We start from the raw sequence: 19,771 nt of genomic DNA on the forward strand, positions 1-19,771 counted from the left end.
AATGCAGTGTCAATTCACATCAGTAATTGAGGTTTCTCAAGGTCTGTCTATGGGTTGCTCTTATATGCGGTTTTAGCAGGCTCATTTTGAGCGGGGCAATTGCTTTTGCTACTAGTCTGTTACTTGGATATATTCCTTGGCCATGTAGCTGCCATGTGATGTTGCGTACGCACAGTATTTGCTCTTTGTGCCGTTGTATCGTCATGCGATGGATGCTTTGCTTATGCTTTAATGAAATGAGTTTGCATTCTGTAGGAAACCAATAGGATAAGTAGGTCTTAGTTAATGACAGTATTGCTGTAATTTCGGTTAATGAACGGCAATCATTGGCATCATTACAAATACCTTTTAGTTTTAAATAAATATCTGCTTTTGGTGGCTCTTGTAATCCAATTTTAGGCAAAATTTGATGTAACTTTTTGATGCCAGGCTTATAGGCGAGCTCCAGATTTTGTGGCGCAGAGTTATCAAATAAAAGCTGTGAAGGTAGCATGCCTAGTTGATGGCATAGATACAGAAACTGCGGGAATAATGGTTTTCTCTGTTTAGTAATCCATGTGGCCATGGTGGATCTAGTAAACCCAAGCATTTCGGATAAGCGCGTCTTATGGCCATCTGCATATGTATTAACCAGTGACATCAATTTTCCTCTAAACATCTCTCCAGTTAATTCATTTCGTGCTTGTAGGCCATGAGAGACCATGTCCTCTATAGCGAGGGATGTCCATCTACGTTGTTCGTCATTAATGATAGCTTCCTCTACGGCTTGGGTCCCAAGCCATCCATAACAATAGTTACAACGATCAATGACGGCATGGTCTGGGAAAAATGGCTGATGCTTGCCGCACCAAGGACATTCGTCCACGAGGTACGTTTGATGTTCAAGACATACCTGATAGAGCTTATAGCCCCATACTAAACGAAAGTATGGGGCTTTGCCGCTAACCCGGTCTGCTGCTAAACATCTACTGCACCATTTAGGGTGTTGCGTCATTAAACCGCTACTGATTGATGGGACTATTGCATGCCAAGGCAGCGTGGTCGTCAGTGATATATCTGATCTACAGGTAAGCTGCTCTGTGACCTTCACAAAAGACTGTGCAAATTTGCCGGTGCTTTGGAGCGTCTTTGCATAGTCAGTATGAAATTCAGCATGACGAACAGCGTTCACTCCACGCATTTGTGGCAGTAGCTCGGCACTTATCATCAGTTTGGGGCTGATGCAGTGCTCACCAGCCAGCCTAATCAGATAAGAGATAAGTCCTTCAGATACCGAGCTGCCAATACCGATTGGAGCCAATCCAAATAGTCTGCTTCTAGGTGGAATAATGACGCGGTCATCAATATCATCAATGGTGACATCAGAATAAACCATAATTCATCTCCGTTGGATCACGCTTAGGTTTACGTTTTCCGACTTGGCCCTTAACCGACTTTTTGGCTGGTGGTAGTTTGGGTAGCGCCTCTTGGACGAGATCAGATCCAGGGGGTATATTTACATCGCTGTCTTGAGTTGTGATTTTGCCAAGATTGTCATGATGTGATTTCAGCATTAAACGTAACTCTCTGAAATCAATATCCTTGAGTTTTGACTCACCAATGAAGGCTTCATTTAACACTGTCTGTATACTTTTGTTGGAGTGCGCATATTGCAATATGAAATCCAAATCAATGGTGTCAAGATCACTATTCAAACCCTCTCTGACCGCGTTATTTAGCCACTTCTTGAGTATGCCGATACAACCAGCTGACTTCAGGTAAAAAACGTTCAGATGTTTGAGAAGGTCAGGTTCTATCTTAAACGGCATATGGCGCTGAAAGGTAAGCAAAGCGCTTCCAAATGCTTTCTTGTCAGCAGGGATGTAGTCATCATAACGTGCCATGTGTACAACGAGTCCACGGCGCACAAGTTGCGCGCTTTGCTCGAGGATTTGTAATAGGTCATAGGTGCCAATCAGAATGATCGTCACATTGCACTTCTGTGAGAGTGATTTAATGATTTCAAACTGCCTACGCAAGTGCTTAGGATCAACCATCAGCAAATGATTGGCTTCATCAATAATGAGTGTTCTGGTACCTCGCATTCTCATGGTCTTCTCAACTGCACGTCGTAGTGCTGCTAAACTATTCTTGCCGTAAACAAGTGAGATAGGCTGCTCCAGATAGATTTCATCTTCAAACAGCTGCTTCTGAGAGATGCATGGTTCACTGAATGCCTGCAGTATGCGTGTATAAAAATCACTCCAATCAAATTTCATCTCTTTTTCAGGGGGAATGGCATCTACTCTGATGACTGGTAAGTGAGATTTGTCTGACTGCATTCTTTCCATGTTACGTTCCAGCAATTGATCTTGAATTTTCATGGCAAGGGTCGTTTTGCCGACGCCTGTAGGCCCGGTCACGATCATGATGTCCGGATACGCACTGGGGTCAATTAAAGATAAAGCATTTTGCTTAGCCTCTTCCAATCTAGGATGGCCAATTGTTTTTCTGTAAAAATACTCCTTTCTGACATTGATAGGGTTTTGTAGTAATGATTGTGGGAATCTATCGTTAGCAGTCATGATTAAAAGTCCTCGTAAACTTGTAGGTCTTGATCATTGGTCGTGTCCATGTCATAGATATCTGACTCCTGCTCCACATCCTGCATGGGTTTAGATTCAAGATTGGCTCTGGCCAATAGCTCCTGATCACGCCATATCTGACGTTGCAACTCTTCAGATAGCGAAGCTTCGCGTAAGAATGCAGCTATCGTATGAGCAGTCAACTTTTGCTTCTTGCTCATCAGCATGTTTTTAGCTTTGAGGTTTTGGGTGATGAGTTCAATTTGCTTGACGCTTCTGTTCTTAAAAATAGCTACAAACTCAGAGATGCACTCGATCCATTGCCCATTGATGTAAGCGTAAGCATAGGCTGCATTGTCAGGGTTGTAGCGCACGGGCACTTTCTTGCCGGCCAAAGCTGGGTCGGTGAACTCCTTGCACCAGTAGCTTTGATAGTTGAGATGAATACCTTGCACACGGTGGATTTTGGCAACACCATTTTTAGTTGTCGGCATGCATAGCAACTCAAACCCGTGGTTGTAAGTGATATGCTTGTGTGAACGAATGCCAAAGTCACGCATGCTGATCGCAAACACTTGGTTAGGGCTGCTTCCAAGGCCTTTGTGAGGATTGTTCTCATAGACCTGTGTTAGCCAACTGGCAAAGCACTGGGTAAATGACTGTAGCGTCCATGCAGTAAGCTTTTTGGGATCGTGGCTAGGCACACATGTACGTGGCGTCTTAGTCGCTTGGGTATTGCCACTCAAGTTATGAATAAGCTGGGTATTGCTGGTACCAAAGAATCTTTCAAGTACCGAGCCGAAACGTGCTTTAGATTTAGCCCGTGATTTTTTGGTGACTTTCAAGAATGAAAGTAAAGTCTCCATATAAACACTGTCGAATTCACTCCCACCATCAACTACTATCGTTCTAGGGATGCGACCATGTTGTTGCACGCAGCGCTTAATAAGCATCATACAGCTGTGATAGCTGGGTGAATTAAAGCTAATCCAGAATGCGAGTACTTTTCTGGAGTACGCATCTATCATGATGCTAAGCCATGGTCGCTCATACATAATGCCAAACAGACGATCACTTAACTGTATATCCAGCTCTGTATGATCAATATGTGCTATGTCGAATGGTCGCTCACCATGGCGCGGAGTATCCATATCAAGTCGCCAGTAGAACGTCTCATGTTCATAGGCCGCGCGTTTCCCTTCCCGGGCAAGCACAACATCATATGCCTTGCGTTTATTGATGGCGGCTCGAAAGGTCTTTTCACTGGGTTCAACCAGTCCCTGTTCCGCGCATAAATTGGTCAGTTCACCATATGCCGCCATGAATTTAGGTTTATGTGGTTTTAGGTAATGATCATCAATGACTGTCTCCATCAGGCTTACTACCATTGGGTCAATCTTCCGGTCACGGTTGCCACGCTTTGCTGTCTGTGGGAATAAGCCAATCAGGCCATTCCCATATAACATTTCAGCTTCCTGAAACTTCTTGCGGTAGTATTTAACGGTGCTGATCGAGACTGTTGTGCGTGCAGTTGGATTTTGTAGTATTTCATATCTTGCAATGGCTGCCTGCATGGCCTTTGGCCCAGCAGCAGATATTTTTAGGTAGACGTCGTTTTGTAAGTCGTCACTTAGATTAGTCGGTAACCCGGTAATCTTGTTTTCCTGGATGTAGGTTTGAAGATCTTCTAATTCAATCTGCGTGGTATGGCCTTCTGCATTGCTCAGATAGGCAGAAGTTTTACCTACATTGTCTATCTTCCATGGCATGCCATCCCATGTGAGATTCTCACCAGCCTTTATTTGTAGCGGTTGGCGCAAATTAAACTCTGTTACCGCATCTTTACACGCCTGTAATTTGTAAAAGTCTGCTGCCACTTCGTCACGGTAGACAACCGCATATTCAAGCTCAGAGATAGGGTTAGATCGAATCGGAAAATACAAATGACCATCAACAATCATTTTGTAGATAGCATCTGCCGGTAACTTATCATCTGCACGTACCAGATCAATAAGGTTCATCCAAGGTTTGTCTTTGAATAATCCTTGCACAATCTGTAGCTCAGATTCAGTAGGAGCCGGACAATCAGCATCCATGTAGTCAGATAGAAACACTAGATTACGAAGCAACACCCAGTCGTTAACGATTGATGAGCGTAAGCTGTATCGCAAACCAAATTGAGCTGCATAGGCTTCACCTGGTGGGCAGCGCCAGTTACCTAGTTCATCCTTCACGTATCGTTCTGGCTGAGTGACGGATAACTCAGTGAGCTTTTCTTCTGTTTTGCATTCAATCCATCCTGTGTAGTCATTAGCCAAAATGAAAAAGTCTGGTGTATGCAAGATGGTTACTTTTTTACCTTCACTCTTTTGATAACTAAGTTTGATCTTGGGTGGTTGGTCGTAAAACTCATGCGTGTTGCAGTCATGATCCCACTCATACACGGCTGCTAATTCATTATTGTGACTTTCAGCCTGAATGGTGCATTTCATTTTCTTACTAGGGTAACGACAAGCCACGTTATACATGCCGCTGGCAGTAAGTCGTGATGGATCTGAGGTTCTTATGTGGTTGATGATGCGCTGTGCCTCATAACTAATATTTTGACGTTGGTAATACTCTTCTAATGCTGTTTGATTAAACATTTCATGCTCCTAATAACTAACTTGATTTAAGGAGTCGTAGAAATTTGGGCGTAGGGAGTCCTTTCCTGCTCATCAGCATTTTTGACTGATGAGAAAGTTAAGGCGCAAAGGGACCAAGACTATCGTCTGAAATTTGACAAAACACACAATCGTCGTAGAATGTACTTAACTAGTTCCCGCTAGCAGTAAGTGTCATTCAGAGGACTCAAGTGTATTCCGCTTGGGTCTTTTGCATTTCTACAGCCTGATCACTCAGGCTGCTTCACTCAATAAGCTTCTTTTCTTCGGTATTCCCTTTCTAAAATGGCAGCAATACAACACTGCCGACTGTTCAAATGACCCAAAGTAATATTTCGCTCTGAGCCATCTGAAAATCAAATTAGCATGAATTTTTAATCACGCAAGTTTTGCTATAGCAATAACTATTAAACCTAATTTGATAATTATGCAATAGTTAGATTTAATTCAACCAATTGAATATAAAGGATATTTTGTAACCACTGGTTACTGGGAGGAACTGATGGTTGCAAATATGTTTGGTGAAAACGAGAAAAGAAACAAATTAAGTGGCTAAATTTGACAAAGTAAATTTATGTGTTTCTTTATAGTAGTTCGTTATTAGAGTGTTCTAAATTAGGTGTTTTTACACAGGCTCTATTTCATTCTGGGTAGCGTGCCATTAGGTCAAATATAGTAATCTAATGACATATAATTTCGTATAATATCAACTTAAATTTTTATGCCTTAACTTTGAAGGTTGCTCATTGAACTCATTTAAAAAACCTAAAGTTTTCTCTTTTTTCTCGGGGAGTGGCTTTCTCGATCTGGGCTTCGAAAAGTCAGGTTTTGACGTAGTATTTGTAAACGAACATCACAAACCTTTTCTTGATGCATACAAACATAGCAGGAAGAAAATGAATTTACCTGCCCCTAAGCATGGTTACTTTGAAGGGAGCGTAGATAGTGAACCATTAAAGCGAAAGGTAGAATTCCTTATCGAATCTCTAAAAAAAACCGACATTGTGGGTTTTATCGGTGGTCCTCCATGCCCTGATTTTTCAGTGGCAGGAAAACAAAAAGGTAAAGATGGTGAGAATGGTAAGCTCTCGAAGGTTTATATTGATTTAATTTTAAAAAATAAACCTCACTTCTTTCTTTTTGAGAATGTGAAAGGCCTATGGAAGACAGCTAAACATAGAGAGTTTTACGATGAAATGAAGAGCAGTCTAAGTAAGGCTGGTTACTTTCTTACAGATCGATTAACTAATAGCATTGAGTTTGGTGTAGCTCAGGATAGAGATCGGATTATTTTATTCGGTATAGCAAAAAGTTTGCTACCTCAAAAATACAACGAAAATCTTTTAAATAATGAATTCGGTTGGATGAATCATGCTCTGTACACAAGAGATGGAGTGTTAGATAAAAAGTTGTGGCCTAGCAAGTCCACATTTGAAGAAAATAGCGTTCTAACAAACAATTGGACTTCAGTTATTAATGAGCTCACTGTGGAATACTGGTTCAAGCTTAATAATGTTGATAATCATCCTAATGCTAAGCATTACTTCAATCCCAAACCCACAACGACAAAATTCCAATCTACGGAAGAAGGTGAGGTTAGTAAAAAATCATTTAAGAGATTGCATCGATATAGATATTCTCCTACTGCGGCATATGGTAATAATGAGGTCCATTTGCATCCTTACAAAGCAAGAAGGTTAAGCGCAGCTGAAGCATTAGCTATTCAGTCCTTACCGTTTGAGTTTGAGCTACCAAATACAATGTCTTTGTCTGATATGTTTAAAACGATAGGCAATGGTGTTCCATTCCTTTTATCTAAAGCCGTTGCAATTACCATTTATGAGTATATCGCTCAAAAGAATTTATTAATTCAACAGGACATACCTTATTTAACTAAGGCAACGATTTAAAATTCCGATTAGGGTTTAGCTATGACAATAAGTTTCAATGATGTTCTATTGGATATAAAAGATTTTTTAATTGGTCATGAATTACGATCCATTAATCCCGCATTAGCCCCTATTTTCTTAACAAGTATTGATGTTGAAAATAGCAAATACTATGTTTCAAGCACCTCTAATACATTAGGTAAATCACGACCACTCAGTGAATTAAGAGAAATATGGGTGGACCTAGAAAGAAAGGGATTTACGAATGTAGATCAAGCGCTATATGGCGGTGGTTCAAGTAGAAACCAACCAGAAACAATCTTGGCTAATCTGCCTTATATTCAGTTTTTTAAATTTAGAAATAAAAAACACTTATTGCTAAGGCAAAAGCATGTTCATGCTCCTGGCTTTTTACAAGAGGTTGAGGGTAGTGAGTATCGAAAAGTAAGAAAGCTAATAGAAAATTATTTAGATCTGAGACTTTCTGAAATTGTTAATGAGCAGCAAGATCTTATCCAAAAGACTAAGTACTCATTAGATTTAATTACAAAAAAATACCCAGCTGAATCAAGCGTTCAAAACATAGAGGAAATAATAAAAAATTGGAGTCTATTTAATAGCTCTCTATCAGAATCTATTGTTAACATTGATACCAACGTTAAATTGGCATGGAAGCCGACAGAAGACGGCAAACATACCGACTTTAAAGAATTTACAGACACCCCCGACTTTATTGGCTTCGAGGACGGAGATCAATCTAAAGCCGATATCACGCTTGATGAAGACGATAAAGCATCAGATCAACTTCCTCTAACAGCTTCCTCTAACTTATTTGCTTTAAGAATAAGACAACTAACGCCAGTAATTAGCTTAATTTTTGACCGAATGAAATTCGGCGATATAGATTTGCAGCCAGACTTTCAACGGAAAGATCGTATCTGGGATGCTTCGCGAAAAGCAAAGCTTATAGAATCAATTCTGATGAAACTTCCCTTGCCAGTTTTTTACTTTGCCGAAAAAGCAGATGGTGGCTGGATTGTTGTTGATGGGCTTCAACGAATTACAACAATTTATGATTTTATTGAAGGCAACTTTAGCTTAGACAAGCTTAATTTCCTCAAAACTCACAACGACAAATTTTACAAAGACCTAACAAGAACTGAACAAAGAGATATTCGAGAGTATGCAATTACTGCTTATCTTATCGATCATGACTCAAGTGATAAAAACACAGATTTAATTGTTGAATTATTTCATCGAATAAATACATATGGAATGAAACTTAGTGAACAAGAAATTCGCTCTGCTCTCAAACAGGGTAGCAGTGTAAGATTTTTAAGATACGCATCTTCACTTGATGAGTTTAAAGTTGCAACAAGAGATAAAGTAAAAGCTGTACGTCAAAAGGATATGGAGTTATGTTTGTCAGCATTAGCTTTCATGGTTAATGGATACTCTACATTTGGCAATGCCGGTTATGACCAATTTCTCAAAACAGCCATGTCTACGATGAATCAATGGGGTAAATTTGAAATAAACGTTAACTCCTTGAGTGATATTGAAGATGGTAAAGCTGAAGTCAACTTAACAAAAACAGCGCAGAAATATTTGGACCATTTAGATCGCTTTAGAAAAGGCTTGAAATTAGCTTATGAAGTATTTGAAGACTATACTTTTATAAGAGAACGTTTTAAAAACAATACTTTAATAAACAAACAACTTTTTGAAATAATAGTTACTTACTTCTCCTTTGCTGATAATACTCAACGAGAAATTATATTATTAAAAAGTGCTAACCTCATCGATGCCCTTTACACAGCAATTCAATCTAATTCAACTGACTTCGCTGAATGGACCTCACCAACCTACAAAGAATCAAACCGCGGTTTTAATGACGCAATAACTCAATCAACAGGGAAAAGAGTTACAGTGCTTTACAGATTTAGTGCTTTTAGGAAAATTCTAGAAACTAGTACTGGTGTTGATATTGATATCCGTAACCTACTTGCAGACGTAAACAATTCAGAACATGAACATTAAAAAGATAAATCTTACCAACTTCAAAGCATATCAGTCTCAAACCTTTGAGTTAAGTAAACTTTCAGTTTTCTGTGGCAGCAATTCAGTTGGAAAGAGTACAGCTATTCAAGCATTATGCATTTTTTTCCAATCAAAATTTAATGACTCTGACACGCTAAAAATCAATGGTGATCTAGTAACTATTGGTGAAATTAGTGACGTTCACAATCACTCGAATCGCAATGATGATCAACTAATAATTGGTATTGATTTTAACCAGATATCTCTTCAATGGGGTTATACAACCCCAAAACAAAGAGATGAAGCTTCACTAAACGAATTACGGCTAATCAACACGCGCAGTCCCTCTATCACGAATTTTTTATTGAATAATAATTTTAAGATTCAATATTTATCTGCAGACAGATTTGGTCCTAAAGATAATTTTCCGTTATCCCAACATGCTTTTCACTCGAACTGGCTTGGTACTAAAGGCGAATTTACTATTGAAGTACTTCAAAGACTGATCGAAGTGAAAACGGAGAGATTTAATGATGTTAATGATCAAAGAAAACATCCTGCAGCTAGAAGCATTGATAAATTCGTATCTATAGAAGCTTGGATGCAGGAAATAGCACCTGGGTACACAATAACACCTCAAACCATTGGGAAGGCGAATGTTGCTTTCAATACAATTACACCACCGAATGGAATGCAAACTAGATCTATTAATGTTGGATATGGTTATAGTTATACATTAAGTGTTGTTACTGCATTGATCCTTGCATCTGCAGGTGATATCGTCATTATTGAAAGTCCAGAAGCGCACCTTCATCCAAGAGGTCAAAGCTATTTAGGTAGACTAATCCTACTTACCGCTCTAGCCAATGTTCAAGTAATTATTGAAACTCATAGTGATCATGTTTTAAACGGAATCAGACTTGCCACTAGACTTTCGGATAATCATACGGATGACTTAGCTAAAGTATTCTTTGTCAAAAACGAGAACTCTCAAACTAATGTTGATATATTGCCTATAGGAGCTAAAGGTGATTTGCCATCTTGGCCAGCAGGTTTTTTTGATCAACAAGCTCTTGATATTAGGTCAATCATCAGTGGTGTGAGTATAAGCTAAGTTTCAATCACAACTATAATGAATAACGTCTACATTTCTAGTTACGCTCTGGCACTTAAGGCGACTGATTCAAAGTTAGACTTTGATTCGGCGCTGAACATGTTAAATCAGTTTCTATTAAGCGTGCCTGATTATAATAACAAAATAGTGAATTCAGATATTTTAGAGTATTCACTTAACTCATTGTCATTACAGGAAATATTATTTCAGATATCCAATAGCTCTTCCCCTGAATACGCAGAGTTATTGAAAGAGTTTTATAATGTAATATCAAGATTCCAGTCAGATATTACAACTGCAGCTGCAATTGAAGAGTCGAATCAAGCTGATCCGGGCAATTTCTTCTCATTCTATACCCAGGGAATAATCATACCAGGGGTATCCCATAATATTCACGTGGATTCTAATAACAAGCTATATGAGCTTAATTACCAAAACCTTCATAATTACCCGATTGAAGCTTCTAGCTTTGTGAAAAGAGCAAAACTATTATTTAAAAATCTGTCCTTTCATAAAGATATACATATACATTTGGCACAAACAAAAAATGGAGGTTTAAATTCTTTTTCAAAAGAGTTCGCAAGAGCACTGCTTGCACTGCACAATGTAATGCCACACCTATCAACAGGAGGGACTGAAGCTGATTTAATCCTTATTCGACAAGAGACTTCTAAAACTGGAAACTCTATGGATTGTACCCGTCAAGGCAGCAATAAAAAAGGGCTTGTAGTTGACTTCGAAGTTACTGATGTAAATAAGAATACTCACGAAATATCAAATCTAAATTGTGAGTTTCATCTTAAAATTGATTTCAATAATGCAGGAAAAAGAGTACCACCCGGACAATATAAACGAGTTTACTTTGGGTTACCTATTATCCAAAATAAGCGCTATATTGCTTTGTTGCGGTTAGGAGATCATTACTAAGTTAGTCCCCCGACTTATGACCCTGCCTAAACATTTCGGCCATTAATAAAGTTTAATTTTTGATTAAATTAAATGTCATTTATACAGTGTCAGGCATGAGTGAAGTCTCGTTTCACAGTGGATAAAAAGTCTTTACAGTTACAAACATAATGAAATGGCGATGTCAGCAATTTGTAACCATTCTTTAAAATTGGAAGCATATAGCTGGCTTTGTAATTTGGAAGCAAAAAACTGTCTTTGGGATAAATATATGCTTCCACTGACACGGAGGTAGGCTAACCCATTGATTTTTATGGCGCGCCCGGCGGGATTCGAACCCACTACCCTCGGCTTCGGAAACCGATACTCTATCCAAATGAGCTACGGGCGCAAAGTAGCGTTGCATTATAGCAAACTGAGGTGCTGTATGTTGCCTTAATACGCAATGCAATTTAGCGGTTCAGGCATATTTTTTGTGATTGCGTTTTTTGTCATAAGCTAAAGTGTAGGTATAATAAGGTTTTTATTCATATATTTTCAGGAACAAACGTAATGAGTAATGTAGATAATGAAGCTAAAGGCTACTCTCTAGGGCAGGTTCTGCTTGCGACTTTTGCTGGTGTCGTTGGTATTGTTGCATTTATAGTGATTGTCGCTAAGATTTTTGGCGTAACAGATGCAGTAGAAGTTGATGCGCCTGCAGCGGCGATAGCAGCTAAGCTTGATGAAAACATTAAACCTGTTGCGGTTGTAGAGGTTGCTGCAGCGACTTCAGAAGCGACAGCTGGTAAGAGCGGCGCTGAAGTGGTGAAAGCAGTTTGTTCTATGTGTCATGGTGCTGGCCTGATGGGTGCACCAAAAATTGGTGATAACTCACAATGGGCACCACGTATTGCACAAGGCTACCAAACATTGGTAAAACATGCGCTTGAGGGTATTCGTAGTATGCCAGCACGTGGTGGTAATCCTGCATTAACTGACGACGAAATTGCTAGTGCTGTGGCTGAAATGGCAAACGCATCTGGTGCAAAATTTACTGCGCCTGCAGCAAAAGCAGCAGCGCCTGCGGAAAAAACTGCTGAAGCAGCACCTGCAGTGGCTGATCCTGCTAAAGCAGCTGAGCCAGCAAAGGCGGCAAAAGGATCAGATCTTGTTGCTGCAGCTGCAGCCTCTGCACCAGTTGTTGCGGGTAAAAGCGGTGAAGAAGTGTACAAGGCTGTTTGTTCTATGTGTCACGCTGCTGGCTTAATGAACGCACCTAAATTTGGCGATAAAGCACAGTGGGAGCCTCGCGTTAAACAAGGTTACGACACCTTAGTGAGTCATGCTATTAATGGTATTCGTACTATGCCTGCTAAAGGCGGCAATCCAGGGCTGTCTGATGCAGAGGTTGCTGCTGCTGTGAAACATATGGCAAATGCCGCGGGTGCCGGATTCTAAGTAGAGATTTTTGCAAGGTAATACACGAGAAAGCCACTTGATATATTAAGTGGCTTTTTTATTGGCGGTAAATTCAAATGATTAGGGCGGTATTGATTCGTGGCGACTTATGCAATAGGCGATATACAAGGTTGTTATCATGCGTTTCAGGCATTATTAGCACGCCTTAAATTTGACCCGGACAAAGACCAGCTATGGCTGGTGGGCGATTTAATTAACCGTGGCAGCGGCACGCTGGATGTACTGCGCTGGTGCTACGCCCATCAGCATAGCCTGCGCATCGTGCTGGGTAATCATGATTTGCATGCCATTGTGGTGGCCGCTGGTATTGTTGCTGCACATAGAGGTGACACGTTGCAGCCGCTGCTAGCTGCTGATGATAGAGATGTGCTGCTGAGTTGGTTACGTCATCAGCCCTTGGTGTATCACGAGGCTGATTACTTAATGGTGCACGCGGGGTTGCTGCCACAATGGACGGTGGAGCAAACCATGGCTTATGCGGCAGAGGTAGAGGCTGCATTACAGGGCGAAAATTACCTGCACTTTTTAACGCATATGTATGGCAACTTACCCAATTGTTGGACGCCGGATCTAACCGGGGTTGATCGTTTGCGTGTGATTACCAACGCAGCTACGCGCTTGCGCATATGTACGGCAGACGGTGAAATGGAGTTTAAATTTAAAGGTGAGTTGCAAGATATACCGCATGGTTACATGCCTTGGTTTGATGTGCCTGCACGCGCCACTCAAGATACTCAAGTGATTTTTGGGCATTGGTCTGCGTTAGGTCTACAACAACGCAAAAATCTATTTGCGTTGGATACGGGTTGTTTATGGGGTGGCAAGCTAACCGCGATGAATCTAGCTACCAAAGAAATTGTGCAAGTGGATGCTCATCCTTTAGATAAGCCGGTGGCGATACAAAAATCAGCGCATTAACTGCCTGCGAATTAAGCTTTCAATATGCAGTGTGAGTGTGCGCCTGTCCATTGTGGCATATTCTACCGGTGTAATGGGCGCTAAAAAATGCAGCTCGATGACGGGGTTTTTTTGCAGCAGCATATTGCGCATGGATTCAGCCAGTGAGGTATCGCCTGCGTAAGCAACCTTGGTATTGATGCTGCCATCGGGGTTGGGGTAGTGTAGGGCCACTGGGTAAATATATGATTGGGCCAGAATCGCCGCCTGAATCAAGCTGCTCTTGAATGGTTTTATCTCCGTGCCATCGGTAGTTGTGCCCTCAGGAAAAAAACACAAATTATCGCCACTCTGCAAGCTGTTGTGAGCGACTTCTATCGTGCGTTTAGCATCCTGTTTTTTACTGCGGTCGATAAATAATGTATTGGCTTTGCTGACAAGGAAGCCAAACACCGGCCAGTTCTTAATTTCAGACTTAGCAATAAAACGTAATGGAATGACGCTGTTGAGTGCATGGATGTCAGACCATGAAATATGGTTAGCTACAAACATGGCGCTAGTCAGTGGTGTGTTGCCGCTAGGCACGGCTCCGGTCTTTTTGACTTGGAGGTTAAATGCAGCGAGTAAGCCTGTGCACCACCATTGAATCAATCTGGCTTTTATTTGGTTGCCAGCAAATGGAAATAGAGCAGATGCTACTAGCAAGCCCACGCATGTGTGGATAACGACACGTGTCACTCGGAAATAACGGGTGAGGGCATTGGTTTGTTGGGCGCTAGGTTGTGTGGTTTGCAAAGTAACGGAGCTAATCAAGGGTAGAGCTTTTATTTTACATGAGTTATATGGTGTTGTAGCAGGCTAAAGTTTAGCCACCAATTTGGTAACCAAAACCCAGAAGCCTACGTATAACAACCTAAGAGTAGCAACCTAAGCATAGCCACCTTGCTACGCTAATTTCTAATGCACGGTGCATGGTTCACCGCACATCGCTATGGTTGAGGCTAAGTAAAACTGTACCTAAGTAAAGCTGTGTCTGGGTAAAACAGTGTTTAGGTAAAGTTTTACTTAGATACAGTTTACTTAGGTAAGCTGTACTTAAATTATTTTAAGAAATGTGCTGCGTATCTTGGGTTTATTCTTGATAATGGCAGCATCACCAGCATGTCGGCAGTGTTGAAGTAAGGGTCCCAAGCTGGTTCGCCGCAAATGTAAGCACCTAGGCGCAAATAGCCTTTAATCAGCGGTGGACATGCCACTTGCAGATTGTTGTGTAGCGCCTGGATTGGTAGCGGGTTGCGCGCAAATACACGGTACTCTAAAGGTGATAAGTATTCATCGCGTAGTTTGTTGTAAAGGCTGGCTGCACTGTGGCCGCCATCCGACATGCTTATGCTGCCGCAGCCAATCATGTACTCGTAGTTATGAATCTGCATGTATTTGGCCAAGCCTGCCCATAGCATGGTAATGGTGCCGCCGTTGCGGTAGTTCTGGTGTACACACGCTCTGCCCACTTCAACCGTGCGGTCAAACAGGTGAGATAGTCGGCTTAAATCAAACTCACCAGCAGAGTAATAGCCACCAGCCTCGTTAGCCTTGGATGGGCTTAATATTCTGTAAGTGCCAATCACTTGGTTGGTACCGCTATCGCGCACAATTAAGTGATCGCAAAATTGGTCGAAGCCATCAATATCTAAACCGCCAGTACCTGAAAGCTGTGCACCCATTTCTTCCGCAAATACTTTATAGCGCAAGCGCTGCGCTTCTTCAATTTCAGCTTGTGTGTGTGCCAGGTTTACATACAGTCTTCTTTGCGAGGCTGGCTCTTGGTTACGTGTATTAATGCTGCCAATTAAGGCTAAATCTTTACGCATGATCCGGATGCTCTCCATGAAATTTATCTTTTAAGCTTGAACGGAACTTTAAAGATGAAATATGAAGAATTAATGACGTGTAGATGATGCTTTGTTGACAGCAGCTTACAGTGTGAAAGACAAATTTTGCGTTGCTAGTCTGAGCGCTGGTGTCGGCTAAGATTGTTGGTCGGGTGAGCTAAATGTATAAACACCACCATACTGCCAGAATTATCTTTAGGCAGTATGGTGGTGCTGATGGGTGCTTAGTACGTGAGTGATGTGGTAGGCTAGTGTGATACGCGAGTGGTGCCGCCGTTTTCAATCAGGCGTACTCGTTGCCCGGCAGAGAATGGTTCATCAGCTTCTTGTACCACGGCCAGTAAGCCACCGCCATCAAGCTTCACGGTGATTTCCAGTGCATCTTTTCTGGTTGCCACTTCTTCGGCGGCAGAGCCTGCAATACCACCAACTACCGCGCCCAGCACTGCAGCAATGGTACTGCCTTTGCCGCCACCTACAGAACTGCCGGCAATACCGCCAATGGCGCCACCAGCAACCGTACCAATTGGTGTTTTGGTGCCTTCCAGTTTCACTTGGCGCACACTTTCTACGGTGCCTGTTCTTACGGTTTGTGTCTTTCTAGCATCTTCCCTACTGTAGACAGAGCCCGAGTTAGAGCTGGCGCAAGCAGCTAAAAATACGCTGAGTAGGCCTACTGCGATAAGTCGACTGATATGCATTTTCTTTTTCCTTTAATCAGTGAATAAAAATTTTAAAAGCTTGAGCTTCTCTGCACATGGCAAGATTTTAGTTGGCTAAACCTTCTGCGGTTGCGGTTTCATTCACCAGTGCCTGTGTGTAAATCGCTTCAATATCTGCACGGGTTGGTGCATGGTTCTGTCCGCCACGGTAGGCAATTTTAATTGCGCCCATGGTTGAGGCCAGTCTGCCGCAGGTTGGCCAGTCCCAGCCTTTAGCAATGCCATACAACAAGCCTGCGCGGTACGCATCCCCACAGCCGGTTGGGTCTACAATCTTATCTGCCACAACGCATGGAATGTCAAAACGTTGACCATCTGCATAAATTTGTGAACCCTGACCGCCTAGAGTTACGACCAAGGCTTTTACTTTTAGTGCGAGTTGCTCTAATGATAAACCGGTTTTATCCTGAATAATTTGTGACTCATAGTCATTGACTGCCAAGTAGTCAGCCATTTCAATGAACTGTAGCAGTTCTTCGCCGTTGAACATAGGTAAACCTTGGCCTGGGTCAAATAAGAACGGGATACCCGCTTCATGGCATTCACGCGCATGTTGGAACATACCGTCTCTACCATCAGGTGCAATCACTGCCAGGGTAATATCTTTAGCATCTTTTACGCTGTTTTGGTGTGACTCTATCATCGCGCCTGGGTGAAATGCCGTGATTTGGTTGTCATCGGTATCAGTGGTGATAAACGCTTGTGCGGTAAAGCTGTTCGGAATGATTTTAATGTGTGCTGTGTTGATTTTATTTGTGTTCAGCCACTGTGTGTAAGTGCCAAAATCTTCACCGGCCGTTGCCATGATGAGTGGGTTGCCATCCAGTAATTGCAGGTTGTAAGCAATATTGCCTGCTGTTCCGCCAAATTCGCGGCGCATTTCTGGCACGTAAAATGCAACGCTTAAGGCGTGAATTTTATCTGGCAAGATATGATTTTTGAATTTATCTTGAAACACCATGATGGTGTCAAAAGCAAGTGAGCCGCAAATAAGTGTATGCATGGAATTAACGCAGAAATGAAAAAAGAATCATTATCTTAGGTATTAGCCCAGCTAGGCAAGTTTAATCAGTAGGTAAGTCTGATAGGTGTGGGTATGCGTCGTATTGGACGTAACTGATGATGTTAATGCTCGGATGCGCCGTCAATCAGGATTTTAGCTGCGGTTTTAGCGTATTTAATCGCACCTGAGCCGCGTTTCATTTGCTCAGCTTGTACTGCGCCTTCAAATATCAAGGATAACTGCAGTGACAACCCTTCAGCGTCTTTGATGTTGGCTTCTGTAGCTAAGTGGTGAATATATTGCTTGAATTGCTGCGATTGCTGTGAAGATAGTTGGTGTACTGGGTTATCTTCTTGCGGAAACTCAGCCGAGGCTTTGATAAAACCTACGCCATGAAAATCAGGTGATGTGACCCACTCTTCAATGTAGTCAAACAGCTTTTGTAGTTTTTCGCTAGGTTGTTTGGTGTTACTGCTAAGTTTGTCGTTGAGCCAGTTTTGAAAGTCTTGATGGCCTTGTTTCAGTACTTCAAGAATCAGCACTTCTTTGCTGCCAAAATATTTATACAGCGTCATTTTGGTGGTACCGGCGACAGCCACAATGGTATCAACTCCAGTCGAGTTAATGCCCTGCGTTTGAAATAAATTGCTCGCAGTAGTGAGTATTTTTTCACGTAAGCTAGTCATAGCATCATTATACTAATCTGTATACAGTGATGGCAACTGTTATTATTTAGCGGGTTATTTGGATGCAGCCATCAGCATTGGTGTGTAGTTGCATCGTATTTTTGCCATGTATTCATTGGCAATCGCCAGATCTTCTAAATTGGCCGGCAGTTTGCCGCCTACGACGTTTTCTAAGTAGATGGCTTTGTGTTTATCTGGCATTTGCAATACTTCAGGAAATTGGCATGAGCCTTGGCGCATCTGTTCAAACTTAGCGTACATCTGCGTTGCATCTTGAGCGGTCAACGTATGCTCTGGCGCAGCATTGCCCGTATCGCTTGCTTCAACACGCAGATCTGGGGCTGACTGCTGAGCTTGTAAGAATTGCAGATCTTGTAAGTATGGTGACCAGATCAACGATGCACCGATGGCTAGTGCCAAAGTTGCTGCAATGCTGTAGGCCGCAAGTTTTTTCCTAGGTTTAGTGATAGCGCGCTTGCTCTGTACTGTGGCTGCTGGTTGGGTTTGTGCCAAGATAAGTGCGTTAGCTGCCTTTTTGGCATGCATTAAGCTATTGCTCAATGGGTGTGCGATATTTTGCAAGGCGGCGTTGCGTGCAATCAACACGATATGTTCGGCTAGGATTTCAGGGCTTTCAGCCCCTAAGGCTTGTGCCTGCGCTGTGCAGTAGCTGAGTAATAATGCGTGATTGGCGTCGCTTAACTGGCAATGTTTCGGCATGTTGGGTGCTTTGAGCCAATCGTTCAGAATATCAAACAGACTTAATAAACGCCCTTCAGGCGTATTGCTGGATTTGGCCAGCATATAAATGAGCCAAGACGAACCTAGCAAGTCAGAATCATCATGATGCATGCTTCATCTTTCCGTTAAAAAGGTTTAACCACAACCAGTATGACTACTGCAATCAGGATAAGCACCGGCAGTTCATTAAACCAGCGGTACCAAATATGGCTGTGTTGGTTTTTATTCTGCTTGAAGTCACTCACCAATTTGCCGCAATAAATATGGTAGCCAATCAGTATGGCTACTAAGGTTAACTTGGCATGCATCCATGCGCCGGCAATACCGTAACCTAGCCACAGCCACAGCCCGAAGCCCAGCGCCAATATCGCCAGCGGCTGCATAAAGCGGTATAGCTTTTTTTCCATCAGCTTTAAGTGCTCAGATGTGTTGTGGTCTGGCACCGTTGCATCAAGCACCATGGCGTGGTTAACAAATAGCCTAGGTAGGTAAAATAAGCCGGCAAACCAGCTGGTGATAAAAATAATGTGCAGCGCTTTAATCCACAGCATTTAAGCACCCAGTTCTTTGTTTAATAATTGTTGTAATGCGGCAAAGTCCAGTTCTCCCATGGTTCTTTGTAATAAGTCACCCTGCTTGTTGTAAATAAAAGCGGTAGGCGTTAATCGCACTTTGCCGAAAAGTTCGGTGATAGCAGCACTTTGGTCATATGTCACCGGGAAGGGCAGGTTATTGGATTTGCTGTAGTTTTGGATTTGCGAGATTTCGTCATGTGGCATAGCAACCGCAATGATTTCAAGTCCCTTAGGATGGTAGGTGTTGTATGTTTTAATTAACTCGGGCATTTCTTTTATGCAGCCTGGGCAGTCTGTGGCCCAGAAGTTAACGATGACAACCTTATCTTTCAAAGATGCCATAGAAATCTGTCTGCCATCAATCGTGTTGAATGTCACATCAGGCGCTTGCGGCTTTTTGGTCAGCTGTAGCCCCAGTAGGGCTAACAGTGCAATAATAATAATCGGCAGTAAAGATTTCTTTAATAATTGTTTCATCTTGATGGTCTAACTTTATTAATGGATATTCTTGGTGAATTTTTTTCAGGTGTTGCTATCATAAATGTGTGTGCGTGATAAATAACCATATCACAGTCGCGCTTATTTGCCAGCTTACACCATGTTATAATGATTCTTTAA

The 19,771-nt window shown here is 41.9% G+C and carries 17 protein-coding genes and 1 tRNA gene; 6 read left to right on the top strand and 12 right to left on the bottom strand.

Annotated elements, in window-relative coordinates; all coding sequences use genetic code 11:
* Positions 1–19: 19 nt before the first annotated feature.
* Genes MMOL_RS02430 through MMOL_RS02440 form a run of 3 tightly spaced genes read right to left on the bottom strand, consistent with a single transcriptional unit; the run spans position 20 to position 5,209 of the window.
* A complete protein-coding gene (locus MMOL_RS02430) occupies positions 20–1,375 on the bottom strand; it encodes a TniQ family protein (RefSeq protein WP_015831426.1) in 1,356 nt (451 codons plus the stop codon).
* Positions 1,362–2,564: an AAA family ATPase gene (locus MMOL_RS02435; protein WP_015831427.1), complete on the bottom strand. Its 1,203-nt coding sequence runs from the start codon at positions 2,562–2,564 to the stop codon at positions 1,362–1,364. The genes MMOL_RS02430 and MMOL_RS02435 overlap by 14 nt, the downstream gene beginning before the upstream one ends.
* Before the next feature lie 2 nt (positions 2,565–2,566).
* The gene (locus tag MMOL_RS02440) at positions 2,567–5,209 is read right to left on the bottom strand and encodes a Mu transposase C-terminal domain-containing protein (RefSeq protein ID WP_015831428.1); all 2,643 of its coding nucleotides are present in this window, start codon (positions 5,207–5,209) and stop codon (positions 2,567–2,569) included.
* Between the two features lie 764 nt (positions 5,210–5,973).
* Between MMOL_RS02440 and MMOL_RS02445 the strand changes: the two genes are divergently transcribed.
* The 4 genes from MMOL_RS02445 (at position 5,974) to MMOL_RS02460 (ending at position 11,197) form a co-directional block, all read left to right on the top strand.
* Positions 5,974–7,137, top strand: coding sequence for a DNA cytosine methyltransferase (locus MMOL_RS02445; protein ID WP_015831429.1), 1,164 nt, complete (start codon positions 5,974–5,976; stop codon positions 7,135–7,137).
* A 21-nt stretch (positions 7,138–7,158) separates the two neighbouring features.
* Entirely contained in the window at positions 7,159–9,156 is a 1,998-nt protein-coding gene (locus tag MMOL_RS02450) for a DUF262 domain-containing protein (protein ID WP_015831430.1), read from the top strand.
* A complete protein-coding gene (locus tag MMOL_RS02455; RefSeq protein WP_015831431.1) occupies positions 9,146–10,270 on the top strand; it encodes an AAA family ATPase in 1,125 nt (374 codons plus the stop codon). The genes MMOL_RS02450 and MMOL_RS02455 overlap by 11 nt, the downstream gene beginning before the upstream one ends.
* Positions 10,271–10,369: 99 nt before the next feature.
* The gene (locus MMOL_RS02460; RefSeq protein ID WP_148207838.1) at positions 10,370–11,197 is read left to right on the top strand and encodes a hypothetical protein; all 828 of its coding nucleotides are present in this window, start codon (positions 10,370–10,372) and stop codon (positions 11,195–11,197) included.
* 293 nt (positions 11,198–11,490) lie between these two features.
* On the opposite strand, the gene MMOL_RS02465 is transcribed toward MMOL_RS02460, so the two are convergent.
* A tRNA-Arg gene (locus MMOL_RS02465) sits at positions 11,491–11,567 on the bottom strand.
* Between the two features lie 161 nt (positions 11,568–11,728).
* Between MMOL_RS02465 and MMOL_RS02470 the strand changes: the two genes are divergently transcribed.
* A complete protein-coding gene (locus MMOL_RS02470; RefSeq protein WP_015831433.1) occupies positions 11,729–12,616 on the top strand; it encodes a c-type cytochrome in 888 nt (295 codons plus the stop codon).
* A 99-nt stretch (positions 12,617–12,715) separates the two neighbouring features.
* The gene (locus MMOL_RS02475) at positions 12,716–13,555 is read left to right on the top strand and encodes a symmetrical bis(5'-nucleosyl)-tetraphosphatase (protein ID WP_015831434.1); all 840 of its coding nucleotides are present in this window, start codon (positions 12,716–12,718) and stop codon (positions 13,553–13,555) included.
* Here the strand turns inward: MMOL_RS02475 and MMOL_RS02480 are convergent.
* From MMOL_RS02480 to MMOL_RS02515, 8 genes are all read right to left on the bottom strand, one after another.
* Positions 13,544–14,347 (bottom strand): lysophospholipid acyltransferase family protein, encoded by an 804-nt coding sequence (locus MMOL_RS02480; RefSeq protein WP_015831435.1) that lies wholly within the window; start codon positions 14,345–14,347, stop codon positions 13,544–13,546. The two genes, MMOL_RS02475 and MMOL_RS02480, sit on opposite strands and share 12 nt — an antisense overlap.
* Positions 14,348–14,634: 287 nt before the next feature.
* A complete protein-coding gene (locus MMOL_RS02485) occupies positions 14,635–15,405 on the bottom strand; it encodes a GNAT family N-acetyltransferase (RefSeq protein WP_015831436.1) in 771 nt (256 codons plus the stop codon).
* Between the two features lie 269 nt (positions 15,406–15,674).
* The gene (locus MMOL_RS02490; RefSeq protein WP_015831437.1) at positions 15,675–16,127 is read right to left on the bottom strand and encodes an outer membrane lipoprotein; all 453 of its coding nucleotides are present in this window, start codon (positions 16,125–16,127) and stop codon (positions 15,675–15,677) included.
* Positions 16,128–16,194: 67 nt separating this feature from the next.
* Positions 16,195–17,151: a carbohydrate kinase family protein gene (locus MMOL_RS02495; protein ID WP_015831438.1), complete on the bottom strand. Its 957-nt coding sequence runs from the start codon at positions 17,149–17,151 to the stop codon at positions 16,195–16,197.
* Positions 17,152–17,273: 122 nt separating this feature from the next.
* Positions 17,274–17,837 (bottom strand): TetR/AcrR family transcriptional regulator, encoded by a 564-nt coding sequence (locus tag MMOL_RS02500; protein WP_015831439.1) that lies wholly within the window; start codon positions 17,835–17,837, stop codon positions 17,274–17,276.
* A 54-nt stretch (positions 17,838–17,891) separates the two neighbouring features.
* Positions 17,892–18,689, bottom strand: coding sequence for a hypothetical protein (locus tag MMOL_RS02505; protein ID WP_015831440.1), 798 nt, complete (start codon positions 18,687–18,689; stop codon positions 17,892–17,894).
* 14 nt (positions 18,690–18,703) lie between these two features.
* Positions 18,704–19,129 carry a CopD family protein gene (locus MMOL_RS02510; protein ID WP_015831441.1) on the bottom strand — a complete coding sequence of 142 codons (426 nt, stop codon included), beginning with the start codon at positions 19,127–19,129 and terminating at the stop codon, positions 18,704–18,706.
* Positions 19,130–19,630: a peroxiredoxin family protein gene (locus tag MMOL_RS02515; protein ID WP_015831442.1), complete on the bottom strand. Its 501-nt coding sequence runs from the start codon at positions 19,628–19,630 to the stop codon at positions 19,130–19,132. It lies immediately after the preceding gene.
* Positions 19,631–19,771 lie beyond the last annotated feature (141 nt).

It is taken from the genome of Methylotenera mobilis JLW8 (genome assembly GCF_000023705.1).
Lineage (GTDB): Bacteria > Pseudomonadota > Gammaproteobacteria > Burkholderiales > Methylophilaceae > Methylotenera > Methylotenera mobilis.